The organism is Cupriavidus sp. WGlv3 (genome assembly GCF_023952475.1).
GTDB classification, from domain to species: domain Bacteria; phylum Pseudomonadota; class Gammaproteobacteria; order Burkholderiales; family Burkholderiaceae; genus Cupriavidus; species Cupriavidus phytorum.
In genome coordinates, this window is the sequence record NZ_JALHRX010000007.1 from 10831 (window position 1) to 26748 (window position 15918).

Sequence of the window (15918 nt, forward strand, 5' to 3'; positions counted from 1 at the left end):
TTCGATACGGGTCTCAGCGCCTGGCCGCGGGCGCGCGCACCGAAGCGCCGCGCACTTCGATGCCGATGCGGTCCACCACCTTGCCGGCGGCATCGAGCAGCTCCACCTGGTGCCGGCCCGGCCAGGGCAGCCATGCCACCTCGCCGCCACGCCCGAGCGGCTTGCCGTCCATGCGCCAGCTGACCGCGCGCGCCGACTGGCCGGCCACGCCCTGCGCATGGAACCACACCCGCTGCGCGGCCGGCGGCATGTCGGGATCGAGCGCAAACACGGTGCCGTCGGCCGGCGTGGCGATCATGGGGGCACTCGGGCGCGCGGCGGGCGCCGCCACGCTGACGTGCCGGACCGCGGTGCCCGCCAGGAACACTTCATCGCGCGCGGGCTCCAGCCCGTCGTCGAAGCGCAGCGCCACGCGCTCCACGCCGGCAGGCATGGCCGGCGCCTGGCTTGGTTGCGCGCGATGCAGGACTTCCATCACGTCGTGCCACACCGGGGCCGCGCCCGACACCCCGGACACCTCGCGCATGCTGGCGCCGCTGGCATTGCCGACCCACACGCCCACGGTGTAGTGCTGCGACCAGCCGATGCACCAGTTGTCGCGCATGTCCTTGCTGGTGCCGGTCTTGACCGCGGTCCAGAAGCGCGTGGTGAGCGGGCTGTCGAGGCCGAAGGTGCGGGCGCGGGCGTGACGGTCGGACAGGATGTCGGCGATCACGTAGCTCGCGCCCGGCTGCATCACGGCCTTCGCCGCCACCGCCGGCGCCCCTTGCCGCAAGCGCGGCGGCGCATAGCTGCCGCCATTGGCGAGCGCGCGGTAGGCATTGGTCAGCGCCAGCAGTGACACATCCGCGCTGCCCAGCGCCAGGCTGTAGCCGTAGTAGTCGCCCGCCTCGGTCAGCGGCAGCCCCAGCGCCACCAGGCGCTTGTGGAAGCGGTGCGGGGTCACCATCACCAGCGTGCGCACCGCCGGCACGTTCAGCGAAGCGGCCAGCGACGCGCGCAGGCTGACCCAGCCGGCATAGCGATGGTCGTAGTTCTGCGGCACGTAGAGCCCGCCGCCGACCGGCAGGTTCACCGGCCGGTCATCGAGCAGCGAGGCCGCGGTCAGCCGCTTCTCTTCCAGCGCCTGCTCGTACAGGAACGGCTTGAGCGTCGATCCCGCCTGGCGCAGCGCCGCCGCGTGGTCGACCTGTGCGGCGCCGGACAGCGCGCCGGACGAGCCCACGTAGGCCAGCACGTCGCCGCTGGCGTTGTCGATCACCACCACCGCGCCGTCCTCGACATTGCGCCCGGCCAGTTCGCGCAGGTGCCGGTCCAGGCTGGCCACGGCAGCGCGTTGCAGGCGGGCGTCGAGCGTCGACGCGATGCGCGCGGGCATGGCGGCCCCAGCTGGCAACTGCGCGCGGGTCTCGCTGACCAGCTGCCGCGACAGGTGCGGCGCCAGCTGCCTGAACCCCGCCAACGGCGCGGCCGCCGCGGCGCGCTGCGCCACCGGACCGGTGCGCAGCAGCGCGAGTTGCGCAAAGCCCGCCAGGCCATCGCACTCGCGCGGCAGCCGCATCTCGCGCAGGATGCCGCAGGCGCGGCTGGCCACCTGCGCGGCGCGGGCATTGGGCGCGCGCACCAGCGCCACCGCCAGCGCCGACTCGCGCGCATCGAGCCCCTCGGGATACTTGCCGAACAGCACCTGCGACATCGCCGACAGCCCCACCAGTTCGCCGCGGAACGGCACCAGGTTCAGGTAGGCCTCGAGGATCTGGTCCTTGCTCCAGCTCCGTTCCAGTACCGCGGCACCGGCGGCCTGTCCCAGCTTCTGCGTCAGGCTGCGCCCCTGCCCCGGCGCACCCGGGCGGCGCAGGTCGTCATCTAGCAGGCCGGCCAGCTGCATCGTCAGCGTGGACGCCCCGCGCGTGCGCGTGTTCCACAGGTTGGCCCAGGCGGCCGCGGCCACGCCCTGCCAGTCGACGCCGCTGTGGGCATAGAAGCGCCGGTCCTCCGACAGCACGATCGCCGTGCGCAGCGCGGGCGAGGTGTCGGCCAGCGCCACCCAGTCGCCGCGGCGCGCGCGGAAGTCGTCGCGCACGCGGCCCACCGGCTCGCCGTCGCGGTCCAGCACCACCACATCGGCGCTGCGCCAGTCGGCGCGCACCTGCGCGAAGCTGGGCAATGCCGCGGCCGGCGTGGACCAGGCCAGCGCCGCCGCCATCGCAACCAGGGCCAGGCGCGGTGTCATGGCTGCTTGCGTCCCGATACCAGGCCCGCGACCAGCAGCACCTGCGCCGCGGCGTAGGTCCACCAGATGCCGAGCTGGAACGATTCGAACGGCACCAGGAAGCGTGCGATGCCGATCATCAGGTCCGACGCGGCAAAGCACAGCGCGCCCAGCGCCGCCAGCGGCGTCGGCAGGCGCGCCACCAGCGCGCTGCATACCATGGCGGCCAGCACGCCCACGTACAGGGTCACCGGCACGGCCAGCGTGCCGAGGTTGGGCCAGAAGCGGCCCAGCATGGTGCCCGCCACGCCGAGCATGGCGCCGCAGGCAATCAGCCGGTGCGGGCGGGTATCGCCCGCCAGCGGCACCAGCAGGCGCAGGTAGGCCAGGTGCGCCAGCAGGAAGGCGCCGAGCCCGCCGACGAACGAAAACGACAGCGTCGGCAGCGCCAGCAGGAAATCGCCCAGCGCCGAGCACAGCAGCGCCGTGACCAGCCAGCGGCGCTCGCCGGGCACGCGATGGAACCACGCGGCGCGCGCCAGCAGCACCGCCATCGCCGTCTTCCATGCCGGCTGCATGGCGATATGTCCGGTCAGCGGCGCGCCGTCGGGAAGATCCAGCGCCACCTGCACCAGCAGCGCGCCGTAGATGAGGCCGGCCATGGCGCCCGCGAGCCACCACTCGCGCACGCGCGCCGGCATCAGCGCGGAAAGCCAGCTCATGGGCGCGCCCCGACCGCCAGCCGCGCATTGGGCGCCACGCCGAACACGTCGGGCGCGTACATCGCTTCTACCCGCGTGGGCGGCAGCGCGAAGTCGCCGGCGTTGTTCAGCCGCACCGTGTATTCGACCGAGACCTTGCCCTTGGGCAGGTAGCCGAAGTACTCGCGGTAGGCCTGCGGCGTGCGTTCGATATAGGCCGGCCACGCCGCGCCCTGGCGCCGCTCGCCGCGCGTGGCGATGGCCGAGTCGCGGCCCAGGCCGCTGCCGAGGATGGTGGCGCCGGCGGGTACCGGATCGCTGACCACCACCCAGGTCATGTCGGCCTGCGCATCGATCTCCAGCTTGACGCGGTAGACGTCGCCGCGCGACCACTTGCCCGGCACCGCCTGCTCCTGCGCCGTCACGGTGCGCTGGATGCGGTAGCCCGCCGCCAGCGGCGCGGTCACCGGCACCGCCGCCATGGCGCGCACCGTGGCCCACGGCTGGCCCGCTCCGGCCTGTTCCACCTGCAGCGTGCCACCGTCGGCGCCGGCCGGCCACGGCAAGTCGATGCTGCCCTGCGCCACGCCGTCAGTACGCTGCGCGCGCGCCCAGTCGAAACTGCGCGCGGCGTCAGCAGCATGGCTGATGCTGGCGCGCGTGGTGCCGGCCACCGGCGTCTTCTCGAACGCCTGCGCAAAGCGCGTCACCGCCAGCATGCCCCAGGCATTGGCGGTGGTGGTGCCCCAGGCGCCATGCACCTGGCGCCCCAGCAAGCCAGTGGCAAGTTGCGGCGCATCTTCCTTCCAACCCGGCAGTTCAGACGCCAGCGCCAGCAGGCGCGCGGCGTTGACGTCGCCGCCGGCCATCATCCACCACCAGTTGTCGTTGCGCTCGGTGGAGAACGCCAGGCGCGTGCCCTGCACCGTCAGGCGCGAGCGCAGCAGCTGCTGCGCCTCGGCCAGGCGCTGCTCGCGCTGCGGGATGTCCTGCACGCGGGTCAGCAGCAGGGTCCAGTCCAGCAACGCGGAGGTCGGCCATTGCGCCGGCAGGATCTGGATCGATCCGAGCATGCGCGCCTGCGCATGGCCGGTGCGCGACAGCGCCTCGAGCGCGGCCAGCTTGCGCACCTCCAGGTACTGCGTGCCACCCACCGGCGACCAGCTGTCGCGGCGGATGCGGCCCTCGACGAAGTCGGCCAGGCCGCGCTCCATCTGCGCGCGCTGCGCGTCGGGGATGCGCAGCGCCTGCCCGGCGCGCGCGGCCTCGTCGGTCACCGCCAGCAGGTAAGCGGTCAGCACTTCGCTGCCGTAGTCGCTGTCGCTGTTCAGCGGGAAGTAAGAGGCCAGGCCGTTGGCATCGAGGTAGGACGGCAGCTGCGCCATCAGCGCGTCCCACGCGGCGCTGTCGTTCAGCCCGATGGCCTTCGAGGCGCGCTGCTCCAGGCACGTGAACGGATAGTTGCGGAACCACTCGCGCACGCCCGGCATGCCGCCCGCCAGCGACGACTGGAAGTTGACCTGCACTCCGCCGCGCAGCTTGCCGGCCGGATCGGCCAGCGCGCCCGGCGGCGCCTTGACCGGAATCGACAGCGACGGCGCCACCTGCGCCAGCGTGGCCTGCTGCACCGTGACCGGCACCGCCGGCACGATCTGCTGCGACACCTTGATGCGGTCGGAAGCGCCTCCCGAATCACGTCCACCCGCCTGCTCGCTCGCCTGCACCTCCCACATCACCGTGCCGGTGCGCGCGTAGGCCAGCAGCGCGGGCGCAGTCACGTCCCAGCCGATCTCGCGCGCCTCGCCCGCGGGAATCTGCACGGTCTGCGCCGGCAGGCCTGCCTCATTGCCGAGCAGCGTGCCGCGCGCGCTGGCCTGCACCGTCATCGCCCGCTTGGTGGTATTGCGCAGCGTGAACATGGCGCGGTAGCGGTCGTCCTCGCGTACCAGCGGCGGCAGGCCGGAAATCACCTGCAGGTCTTGCGTCGCGGCGATGGTGGCGCTGCCGGTGCCGAAGCGGCCCAGGCCCAGGTCCGCCACCGCGACGATGCGGAAGCTGGTCAGCGAATCGTTGAGCGGCACCTCGACGCTGGCCCGGCCCTCGGCGTCGAGCTGCACGCGCGGGTTCCACAGCAGCAGCGTGTCGAACAGTTCGCGCGTCGGGCTCTTGCCGCCGCCGCCGCCCGCCGGCACCGCCTTGCGCCCGTAGTGACGGCGCCCGATGATCTCCATCTGCGCGGTCGAAGTTTCGACGCCGTAGCCGCGCCGCTGCAGCATCGCGTCGAGCAGGTCCCAGCTGGTGTTGGGCATCAGTTCCAGCAGCGCCTGGTCCACCGCGGCCAGCGCCACTTCGCCGTTGGCGGCGGGCTTGCCGTCGGGCAGCCTGACCTGGATCGCCACGCGCGCCTTGCCGCGCACCGGGTAGCTGATCTTGTCCGGGGTCACGGCGACGTCGAGCCGGTGGCCGGCGTTGCCGACGCGGATCTCGGCCAGCCCCAGCCGGAACGCCGGCTTGGACAGGTCGACCAGCGCGGTTGGCGCCGCATACTCGCGCCCTTCGCTGCGGAATGCGCGCCACCACTCGCCCGGCTGGCGCCAGCCCCAGGTGAAGAACGAATACCACGGCACCTCGTGCAGGCGCCCGCGCAAGGCCAGCACCGAGACGTAGACGTTGGGCCCCCACTCCGGCTTGACCTGCACGCGCACGGTCGGATCGCTGCCGTGCAGTTCCACCACCTGGGTATGGTAGATGCCTTCACGCTCCACCGCCACCAGCGCGGTGGCGTGACGGAACGGCATGCGCACCTGGAACACCGCGGTGTCGCCCGGCGCGTAGGACTTCTTCTCCGGCAGCAGGTCGATGCGGTCATGGTTCTCGCCGCCGAACCACAGTTCGCCCTGGCGCGTGACCCACACCGTCGTGGCGGCCTGCGCGGTGCGGCCGTCCTTGTCGCGCGCGCTCGCCACCAGTTCGATCTGGCCGGCCTGCTCCAGCGCCACCTCGCAGCGCGCGCGGCCGTGCGCATCGGTGCGGGTTTCGCACACGGTGCCGAGGTCGCGCGTCTCGGTGCGGTTGTCGTAGCGGTAGAAGCCGCCCACCACGCGCTTGCGCGCCGAGGTAGTGATGCGCGCGCGCGCATTGACCTTGACCGGCGCGTCCGCCACCGGCTTGCCGTTGACGTCGAGCACCACGCCATGCACCGCCAGCTTCTGCTTCACCGAGACCCAGTCGTCGGTGCGGATGCCGGCCACCACCGCCGCCGGCCAGACCGGCACGGTCTGGCGCAGGGTCTGGATCTCGCCGTTGGGATCGGCAAAGCCGGCCTCGAGCACCAGGTCGCGCGGCGCGTCGGTCTTGGGCAGCTTGCGCAGCGTCACGCTACCGTTGCCGTTCTTGTCCAGCGTCAGCGGCAGCTTGTCAGCGACCAGCTGCTGGCCGTCGGCACTGGCGTCGCTCTGCTGGTCTTCGTCCATCTCTTCGTCGCCGCCGCTCTCGCGCTGCGCGCGCGGCGGGTTGAACGAGAACTCGTCGTAGCCGGGGAAGCTCACGTACTTGTCGCGCAGCAGCGCGGACACGCGCACCGGCAGCCCGGCCGCGCCGCCACCGGACAGATAGTGGATCTCGACCCCGACCGGCAGTTCGGCCGGTGCCACCACGGGCCCGGCCTTGCCCGCCACCTGCAGCGTGCCGGCCAGCACCGGCAGGCGGAACGCCTCGACCCGGAAGCTGCCGCTGGTGTAACTGCGCGCGTCGCCGTCGTCCTGCGCGCCCTCGCCCTTTTGCGTCTCCAGCTCGACCGTATAGACCCCGAGCTTAGCCGCGGCGGGCACCTGGAAGGTGCTTTCCGCGCTGCGCCCGCCGGTTGCGGTCTGGCGCCATTGCAGCGGCAGCTCGTAGCTCTGGCCGCTGCCTTCATGGCGGATGGTCACGCGCGTGGGCAGCGGACGGCTCGCCGGCGGCAAGGCAAAGCCCTGCGCGGTCTCGGCGCGGATCAGGTGCTTCATCGACACGGTTTCGCCGGCGCGCAGCAGGGTGCGGTCGAAGATTGTGTGGGCGCGCACGGTGGGCGTGGCGCTGGTGTCGGTCGGCACATTGAAGCGCCAGCTCTCGATGCCGCGGTTCCAGTCCGACATCACGAAAGCCATGTCGGCCTTGCCACGCGCCTGAGGGTGCGCGGCGGCGATGCGGGCGGAAACGAAATAGCCCGACAGCCCGTTCTGGTCGCAGGCGCTCTCCGGTGCCGCGGGCAGTCTGGCAAAGCGCGCCACCCCGCTGGCATCGGTACGGCCTTCGCCCAGCAGGCGTCCGCTGCAGTCGCGCACCGCCACCGCGGCGTCGCGCACCGGCTTGCCGTCGTCCAGCGCGGTGACCCAGGCCACCCCGCTGCGGCTGCCGTCATCTTCGTTGCCGGTGCTGCGGCCCAGCTTGAAATGCACGCCCAGGTTGGTCACCAGCGCCGCGGTGCGCACGTACATCGGCGCGCGCTTGCCCAGCAGCGCCTCGCCCAGCATCGGCGAGGCGATCTCGACCACATGGAAGCCCGGCTCCGGCAACGGGATGCCGACCACCTCGAACGGCCGCGGCGCATCGCCCGAAGGCTTGGGCACCGCCAGCTTCTGCACGCCCGGGGTGCGCTCGAGCAGCGATACCGAGCGGGTTTCGATCGACACCGCGTTGCGCGGATTGTTGACGCGGTACGGCGAGCGGCCCGCCAGCACGGCGTCGAGCTCGCCGCGCGTATAGCTGGCCTCGTGCAGGCGGCGCACCAGGCCCAGCCATTGCATCACGGCGCCATCGTCGTCGACGCGCAGCTTCATCACGGTGCCGGCCCGGGCCTGCACGCCGCGCACGGCCAGGTCGGCTTCGACATTGCGCAGCGTCACCGGCAGCAGCGGCGGATAGTCTGCCGCCGACTTGCCGCGCGGCAGCTCGCCGAAGCGCTCGACCACGCCGAACGGCGCCGCGGCAAACTTGGCCAGCGGCGGCATCGCGGCCGTGGCCACCTTGAGCGGGAACAGGTCCGCATTGGCCAACGCGCGGCCGCTGTCGTCCTGCAGCTTGGGCGGCACTTCGATGGTGAACTGCGCCTTCTCGGCGAACGGCGCGGCAAAGGTGAGCGCGCTGACGCTGGCGTCGGGCGCCAGGTCGGGGTCGAACTGCGGCGCGCGCGGGCCCGACGGGGTCTTCAGCACCACGCTCTCGGCCAGCTTGCGCGGCACCGGCGCGGAGAAGGTCACCGTCATCGGCCGCAGCGGCGTGCAGGGCGACTGCGCGTGTTCGCGCTCACAGCTGAAGCTGGCGGTAAACGGCTCGCGCACGGTGTAGTCGAAGCGGCGTTCCTCGCGCGTGGCGACGCCCGACGGCGTGGCAATGCCCGCGCCCAGTACCAGCTGCACGCGCGCCGCAGCCGGCAGCCGCTGCTGGCAGGCGAGCAGGTGCACCGCATCCGGCAACGGCTTGGCGAGGCGGTCCCAGCGGATCGCCTCGAGCACGGCCTCGCGCTCCTTGCCGGCCAGCAGCCGCACCGGGATGCGCTCGCCCAGCCCCTGCGCCTGGCACCAGGCGTGCTCGCGCACCGAGGCCGCGGTGGCGGCGCCGTTGAAGCGCAGCGCGAAGACCTGGTCTTCCTCGATCTCGCCGCCGGAGGGCCGGCTCGAGACCACGGTCGGGCCGCCGGTCTCGAAGCGGTATTCCGCCTTGCCGGCATAGGCGTTACCGGCCTCGCTGCGCAGCCCGGCGCGCATGCGCACGGTGCAGCGCACGCCGGGCGGCAGGTCGCTGGCGAAGTCGTAGACCCAGTTTTTGGCGTCGATCCAGCGCGCCTGGCCGCTGGTGCTGGCGCCGGTACAGGAAACCGCCGCGGGTGCCGTGGCCTGGACATCGCCCATCGGCACCATGGCTTCGTCGAAGCGGATCGCCACCTGCCGCACCTGGCCCACCGTGCCTTCCGGCGAAAAACGGCTCACCTGCGCGGCCAGTGCGCCGCCGGCCAGGCTGGCCAGCGCGGCCGCCAGGGCCAGCGCCGCGGATGCCCGCGCCCGGTGCGATTGCTGTAGCGAACTGCCAAGACCCCGATCGGCTCGGGCGACGATTCCCTTCATCCTGCCATCCTCCGTTCCCGCCACGTTTGCGGCACCCGGCGAGGGTGACACGCACGCCACAAGAGCGCAAGGCCGGCACGCACCGTCCCGCGCTGCGGCAAGCGTTTCAGCGCAGGTGCGACAGCGGCAGCGGCCCCTCGCACTTGATCGCGGTCAGCACGATGTTCGACCGCACGCTCTCCACGCCGGGCACGCGCATCAGCCGCTTCATGGTGAATTCGGCCAGCGTGGGCAGGTCGGGCACCACCACGCGGATCAGGTAGTCGGCCTCGCCGGCGACGGAATAGCACTCCTGCACTTCTTCCAGCAGCAGGATCTCTTCGCGGAAGCGCTCGATGATGGTGTCGCCGTGATGCGCCAGCTTGACGCTGACAAAGACCACCACGCCCAACCCCAGCGCCTGCGACGACAGGCTGACGCGGTAGCCGGTGATGACCCCGTCGGCTTCCAGCCGCGCCAGCCGGCGTCCGACCTGGCTGGGCGACAGGTGCACGCGCTCGGCCAGCTGCTGGTGCGTGGTGCGGCCGTCGGCCTGCAACGCGCTGAGCAGGGCGAGGTCATAGGCATCGAGGGAAACTGTCTGGGAAGCCATACACAAATTCCGCATCTCTTAACTCATGAATGCGCATTATATGCATGCCCGCGCGAAAACAAGCGGACTATGCGGACAGATTGCGGCCTCCGGCGCCTAAACTACGCAGTAAATCCGCATCTATGCCGGCGCCGACGCAGCCAGCACGCATCCAAGGAGACGCAAGCAATGTCCATCGCCATGGCCACCGAAGCCCCCGGCGCCTTCCAGGGCACCCTGACCGACAAACTCAAGGAACAGTTCGACGCCGGCCTGCTGTCGGGCCAGGAACTGCGCCCGGACTTCACCATCGCCCAGCCGGTGCACCGCTACACCAGCATCGACCACGCCATCTGGCGTAAGCTGTATGAGCGCCAGGCCGAGATGCTGCGCGGCCGCGTCAGCGACGAATTCCTGCAGGGTCTGGCCACGCTGGGCATGGAAAAGGACCGCGTGCCGGACTTCGACCAGCTCAATGAAACCCTGATGCGCGCCACCGGCTGGCAGGTCGTGGCCGTGCCCGGACTGGTGCCCGACGAGGTCTTCTTCGAGCACCTGGCCAACCGCCGCTTCCCGGCCAGCTGGTGGATGCGCAAGCCTGAGCAGCTCGACTACCTGCAGGAGCCCGACTGCTTCCACGATGTGTTCGGCCACGTGCCGCTGCTGATCAACCCGGTCTTTGCCGACTATATGGAAGCCTACGGCAAGGGCGGCCTGAAAGCGGCGGGACTGGGCGCGCTGGAAATGCTGTCGCGGCTGTACTGGTACACCGTCGAATTCGGCCTGATCCGCACCCCGCAAGGGCTGCGCATCTATGGCGCCGGCATCGTGTCGAGCCAGGGCGAGTCGATCTACAGCCTGGACTCGGCCAGCCCCAACCGGATCGGCTTCGACGTGCGCCGCATCATGCGCACGCGCTACCGCATCGACACCTTCCAGAAGACCTATTTCGTGATCGACAGCTTCGAGCAACTGTTCGACGCCACGCGCCCGGATTTCGCGCCGCTGTACGAAGCGCTGCGCGCGCAGCCGACGCTGGGCGCGGGCGACATCGCCGAAGGCGACCTGGTGCTCAACGCCGGCACCCGCGAAGGCTGGGCTGATACCGAAGACATCTGATCCGGCGCGCAAACCCGGGGCGCCCCTGCCCCACCCCTGCTCCATTCCCCGCTTTGTGAAACAATGCCGGCATGCCCGCCGCCCCGGCGCGGGCGGGCCGGCTGTCCGCATGGTGCGCATCGTCCGCACTGCGCGACCCTCGTTTTTCCCAAGAACCAGATCGAGCCCACCACCATGACCCCTCTGTCCCCGCAAGCCCGTGCCACGCTGCTCGCCGAACTGCCCGGCTGGACCACCGTCGCCGACCGCGATGCGATCTTCAAGCGCTTTACCTTCCACGACTTCAACGCCGCCTTCGGTTTCATGACGCGCGTGGCGATCCAGGCCGAGAAGGCCGACCACCACCCGGAATGGTTCAACGTCTACAACCGGGTCGACATCACGCTGTCCACGCACGATGCCAACGGCCTGACCCAGCGCGACATCGACCTGGCCCACTTCATCGAGCGCGCCGCCGACGCGGTGACCAACTGACCGGCCGCGCGGCGGCTGTAGGCTAACCGTAAGGAAGCGCGGGGCGGCGCCGAGTACAATCTGCGGCAGGCCCACACCGCCGTGTGCGCCGTGGGCCCCTTGCCCTGTCTGCCTGCCATGCCCAACGTCCTTCCCGAGCTGCCGCCATGCGTATCCTGCTGATCGAGGACGACCGCCAGATTGCCAGCGGCGTCGAAGCCGGCCTGTCCCGCGCCGGCCACCAGGTACGCGTCGTCCACGACGGCGTCTATGCCACCGAACACCTGCTGCGCGAGCAGCACGACCTGGTCATCCTCGACCTGGGCCTGCCCGGCATCGACGGCATGACCCTGCTGGCGCGCTACCGCGCCCGCAACCGCACCACCCCAGTCATCATCCTGACCGCGCGCGACGAGCTCGAAGACAAGCTCTCCGGCCTGAATGCCGGCGCCGACGACTACCTGATCAAACCCTTCGCCCTGCCCGAGCTGGAAGCGCGCGTGCGCGTACTGCTGCGCCGCAGCCAGCACGGCGAGGCCGCGCCCGAGCGCGACGTGCGCCTGGGCCGGCTGCGGCTGTCCGGCAACGATCGCCGCATGTTCATCGACGCGCGCCCGCTGGAGCTGTCGCCGCGCGAGTTCGCGGTGCTGGAATTGCTGCTGCAGCGTCAGGGCCGCGTGGTCAGCAAGGCGCAGCTGCAGGACCACCTGGCCACCTTTGCCCACCCCGCCGGCGAGGGCGGCGATACCGTCGGCGACACCGCGATCGAAGTCTACGTGCACCGCGTGCGCAAGAAACTCGAGGACAGCGACGTCGAGATCGTCACCGTGCGCGGCTTCGGCTACCTGCTGCAGATCCGCGCCGGACAATGAAAGCGCTCCTGCCGCTTGCGCCGCCCGGCGCACGGTCCTGATCCCCGGCCCTGTCCGTCCCTGTCCCTGTCCCAGCCGGCAATGTGGCCCCGCTCCCGCACCTCCTCCCGAGTCTCCTGGCGCACCGCCTCGCGCATTGCAACGCGCAACGTGCCTCCTGCTTCCGCCGCGGCTGACACCGGCGGCGGCGCGCCCGCCTCGACGCGCCAGGCCGCCCGCCCCGGCTCCAACATCAGCCTGCGCGTGCACCTGCTGCGCGCGCTGGCCACGCCGCTGTTTGCGCTGGTGCTGACCAGCGGCTCGTTGTCTTACTGGCTGGCGGCGCACTACACCACGCAGGTGTTCGACCGCGCGCTGTACGGCGTGGCCAACAACATCGCCCAGCAGATCCGCATCGCCGGCCCGCGACTGGAGCAGGACATCCCGATGATCGCGCAGACGCTGGTCGAGGCCGAGGGCACCGACCGCATCTACTGGCGCATCCACGGCCCCGACGGGTTGATCGGCGGCATGGATACCTGGCTGGGCTACGGCACCGGCCAGACCACGCTGCACGACGCGCGGCTGTTCTACGCCTGGTTCAGCGGACGCCAGGTGCGCGCGGTGCGGCTGCCGGTGATGCTGCCCAGCGCCGCGGTCGACGAGCTTGGCACCAGCGAGGCCGGCAAGCCCGCGCGCGGGCCCATCGTGGTGGAAGTGGCGGAATTGCTCGACCGGCGCGAGACCGCCGCCAACGAGATCCTGCTGTCGGTGTCGGTGCCGCTGATCCTGCTGCTGCTGGTCGGCAGCCTGATCCTGTCGCACGTGCTCAAGGAAGAGCTGGTGCCGCTGCAAATCCTGGCCGACAAGCTCAACCGCCAGACCGCGCGCTCGCTGGCGGCGCTGGACGAAACCCAGGTGCCGGCCGAGGTCGCGCCGCTGATCCGCGGCCTGAACGCGCTGCTGGCGCGGCTGCGCGACGCGCTCGACGCGCAGCGCAAATTCATTGCCGATGCCGCGCACCAGCTGCGCACGCCGCTGACCGCGGTCAAGCTGCATGCCGACCGGGCCCAGACCGCCGATTCGCTGGAAGTGGCCCGCCATGCGCTGCGCGAGGTGCAGACCGCGGCCGACCGCGCGGTGCGGCTGTCCAACCAGCTGCTGTCGCTGGCGCGGGCCGAGCCCGGGCTGTCGCTGGAACGGCTGGGGCCGGTGGAACACTTCGACCTGGCCGAGCTGGCCTTTGAAATCGGCGCCGAGTGGGTGCCGCAGGCGCTGGCGCGCCGCATCGACCTGGGCTTCGAGATCCTGCCCGGCCCCACCTTCACCGGCAGCGCGCCGGCGGTGGTGCGCGGCAATCGGCTGCTGATGCGCGAGGCGCTGTCCAACCTGATCGACAATGCGGTGAAATACGTGCCGTCGGGCGGGCGCATCACGGTGCGCGCCGGCGGCGAGGCCATGGGCCACCGCGGCATGGCGGTGGTGATGGTGGAAGACAACGGCCCCGGCATCCCGCCGCAGCGGCGCGAGGAAGTGTTCAAGCGCTTCTTCCGCGGCGACCGCGCCCCGGAGCCCGGCGGCGGCCGCGCCGACCAGGCGGGCGGAGCCGGCCTTGGGCTGGCCATCGTGCATGAGATCGTGACCCTGCACCACGGCACCATTCGCATCGAGGACGTGCCGCCAGCGCCAGGCGCGGCGACTCAACCGTCCGTCACGGACAGCAGGCCCGAGCGGCGCGCGGTGATGCGCTTCGTGATCCGGATCCCGTGCGAGCCGGCAGGGTCGATGGCCTGAACCCGCTGCTGCGCGGGCGGCGGCCTTATTTGGCCTTCTTTTTCTTTTCCTTCGGCGCCAGCATGGTGCCGCGGCATTGCGGGCTGCCGCAGCGGCACTCGAATTCCTTCTTCAGCTTGGCGGTATAGCGTGCGTCGATCACCAGGCCGTAGTCATAGAACAGCTCCTCGCCCTGGGCAATATCGCGCAGCGCGTGGATAAAGACGCGGCCCTTCTTTTCGCGCGCCTCGCAGTTGGGCTCGCAGGCGTGGTTGATCCAGCGCGCGCGGTTGCCGCCGTACTTGGCGTCGATGACGCTGCCATCGTCCAGGCTGAAGTAGAAGGTGTGGTTGGGATCGCTGGGATCGTGCGGATGGCGCTCCAGCGCTTTTTTCCACGAGATGTGCTCGCCCTTGTACTCGATCACGCGCTCGCCCTCGGCAATCGGCGCGATGGCATAGACGCCCTTGCCGTGCACGCCTGACTGGCGCACCTCGATCCGGTCACTCGCCGTTTTCTTGCTGCCCTCGCCCGCTGCCTTGCGCTTTGCCTTGTCCGCCATTTGCCTGTCCGTGCTTTCGCCTGTTGTGCCTGGGTGACCGGTGCCGGCCGCCCGGCGCGATCGGGGATGATACCGGGGCGGCCGCGACACGTATACGTGGCAACACTTCGCTGTGGGACGCCACCAGTTCAAACGACGTATACGCGCACCTTGCCCATCACCGTGCGCGGCATACGCCGCGCACGTTTACCACCCCCGCATGTGGATAACACCGCCCCGATCTGTGGACAAGCACGCGGATTGGGTGTGGGCTGCCTGGGGCTGGCATGGGGATGCCTCGGGCATAAGTCGGAGGGGGTTCGGCTCGCACCTCATCCCTTGGGCTGAGTCTTCCACCTCGGCCAACATTCGATGAGACCACTTCTCGTTTACGTAAACCTTTGAAGGCAAAGGTGTTTACGGGGTTTTCCACAGAGGGTGCGGGTGTTTACCTACTACTACTATCTGTATACATGAAAGAAAAAGGTAAACCGAAAGAACGACCCCAGGCCCGAGGCATCGGCCGAAAGGCGACAGGCGTAAACGGCGGGTTTGCGAGAGACTTTTTGTTTGCCCGTTCGGGCACTGCGTATACCGGTGACGTATACCCCCGCGACGTATACCGGCCAGCAAGACCGCTGTCGCTGCGGTACACGCGGATGCCGGCGGATCACGGTTCAATGAGTTGGCCGAGGGTCCCATGCATACGCCGAATAATGCCGGGTAAGGCTGGAGGTGGCCCGGTCCAAGCCATGCACCATAGTGCAGTTGGATGCGTTGCAGCCCCTACAGCGCCTACAGTCCGTTCAGGAGCTCCGGGGTGCCAAGACCCTCGGAGCGGATCTCGAGGCTGTCAGCGGCCTTCTGAAGGCGCCTGGCCTGCGGGTATACCGTGCTACGCCGATCGCGGCAGCCACGTCGCGTGGCGTACGGACCTTTGCCGCGCAGTTGCCGCGCATTTGCCGTTTACGCCGCTATTCCGCCTACGGCGGCTCCCCTTCCAACAAGCTCGATTTGCCTCCAGCCCCGTGCTGGCGCGGCCTCGCGGAAACTGCCAGGTAACAATCTGTTCCCGGTGCGCCTTGTCCGACACGGTATCATGTGGCCCGCGGCGTCTTTGCCGGAGCGGTGCCAGCCTGGCCGCCCGGCCGCGGACGCCTGTGTTTTATCAACTCGATACGGAGTGAAGCATGACGAAAACCGAACTGATCGACGCTATCGCAGCCGGGGTGGACGGTCTGACCAAGGCCAAGGCGGAACAGGCACTGAACGTGACCCTGTCGGCCATCATGGACGCAGTGGCCAAGGGTGACACGCTGAGCCTCATCGGCTTTGGCACGTTCAGCAAGGGCGAGCGTGGCGAGCGCATGGCGCGCAACCCGCGTACCGGTGAAGAAATCAAGGTCGAAGCCGCCAAGACCGTGAAGTTCAAGGCTGGCCAGAAGTTCAAGGACGCTGTCAACCAGTGATCCTGACGGGCTGCACTGCAGAGCCCGGTATTGCCTGACCCCGCCATGCCGCCGCCCCGGTGCCCGAGGGCGCAGGCGCGCGCCAGGCGGGGGACGTTATCCACAGTCGTGATCTGAATATCCTGCA

General features: G+C 70.2%; 10 protein-coding genes. 5 read left to right on the forward strand and 5 right to left on the reverse strand.

Going from position 1 to position 15918, the window contains the following annotated elements; translation table 11 throughout:
- Positions 1-13: 13 nt before the first annotated feature.
- The 4 genes from pbpC to MKD38_RS13840 form a co-directional block, all read right to left on the reverse strand.
- On the reverse strand, positions 14-2233 hold the full coding sequence (gene pbpC, locus MKD38_RS13825) for a penicillin-binding protein 1C (RefSeq protein ID WP_252677619.1): 2220 nt from the start codon (positions 2231-2233) through the stop codon (positions 14-16).
- Positions 2230-2934: a lysoplasmalogenase gene (locus MKD38_RS13830; protein WP_252677621.1), complete on the reverse strand. Its 705-nt coding sequence runs from the start codon at positions 2932-2934 to the stop codon at positions 2230-2232. Before MKD38_RS13830 ends, pbpC begins: the two co-directional genes overlap by 4 nt.
- On the reverse strand, positions 2931-9014 hold the full coding sequence (locus MKD38_RS13835) for an Ig-like domain-containing alpha-2-macroglobulin family protein (RefSeq protein ID WP_252677623.1): 6084 nt from the start codon (positions 9012-9014) through the stop codon (positions 2931-2933). The genes MKD38_RS13830 and MKD38_RS13835 overlap by 4 nt, the downstream gene beginning before the upstream one ends.
- Before the next feature lie 106 nt (positions 9015-9120).
- Positions 9121-9606 (reverse strand): Lrp/AsnC family transcriptional regulator, encoded by a 486-nt coding sequence (locus MKD38_RS13840; RefSeq protein ID WP_252677625.1) that lies wholly within the window; start codon positions 9604-9606, stop codon positions 9121-9123.
- A gap of 168 nt (positions 9607-9774) precedes the next feature.
- Between MKD38_RS13840 and phhA the strand changes: the two genes are divergently transcribed.
- The 4 genes from phhA (at position 9775) to MKD38_RS13860 (ending at position 13802) form a co-directional block, all read left to right on the forward strand.
- Entirely contained in the window at positions 9775-10704 is a 930-nt protein-coding gene (gene phhA, locus MKD38_RS13845; protein WP_252677627.1) for a phenylalanine 4-monooxygenase, read from the forward strand.
- Between the two features lie 174 nt (positions 10705-10878).
- Positions 10879-11178, forward strand: coding sequence for a 4a-hydroxytetrahydrobiopterin dehydratase (locus tag MKD38_RS13850; protein WP_026164049.1), 300 nt, complete (start codon positions 10879-10881; stop codon positions 11176-11178).
- Between the two features lie 146 nt (positions 11179-11324).
- Entirely contained in the window at positions 11325-12029 is a 705-nt protein-coding gene (locus MKD38_RS13855) for a response regulator transcription factor (RefSeq protein WP_012354320.1), read from the forward strand.
- Between the two features lie 150 nt (positions 12030-12179).
- Positions 12180-13802, forward strand: a complete 1623-nt coding sequence (locus MKD38_RS13860) for a sensor histidine kinase N-terminal domain-containing protein (RefSeq protein WP_371925692.1) — start codon at positions 12180-12182, stop codon at positions 13800-13802.
- 25 nt (positions 13803-13827) lie between these two features.
- On the opposite strand, the gene MKD38_RS13865 is transcribed toward MKD38_RS13860, so the two are convergent.
- Positions 13828-14343, reverse strand: a complete 516-nt coding sequence (locus MKD38_RS13865; protein ID WP_012354323.1) for an SET domain-containing protein — start codon at positions 14341-14343, stop codon at positions 13828-13830.
- A gap of 1169 nt (positions 14344-15512) precedes the next feature.
- Between MKD38_RS13865 and MKD38_RS13870 the strand changes: the two genes are divergently transcribed.
- Entirely contained in the window at positions 15513-15791 is a 279-nt protein-coding gene (locus MKD38_RS13870; protein WP_012354324.1) for an HU family DNA-binding protein, read from the forward strand.
- The last annotated feature ends 127 nt before the right edge of the window (positions 15792-15918 follow it).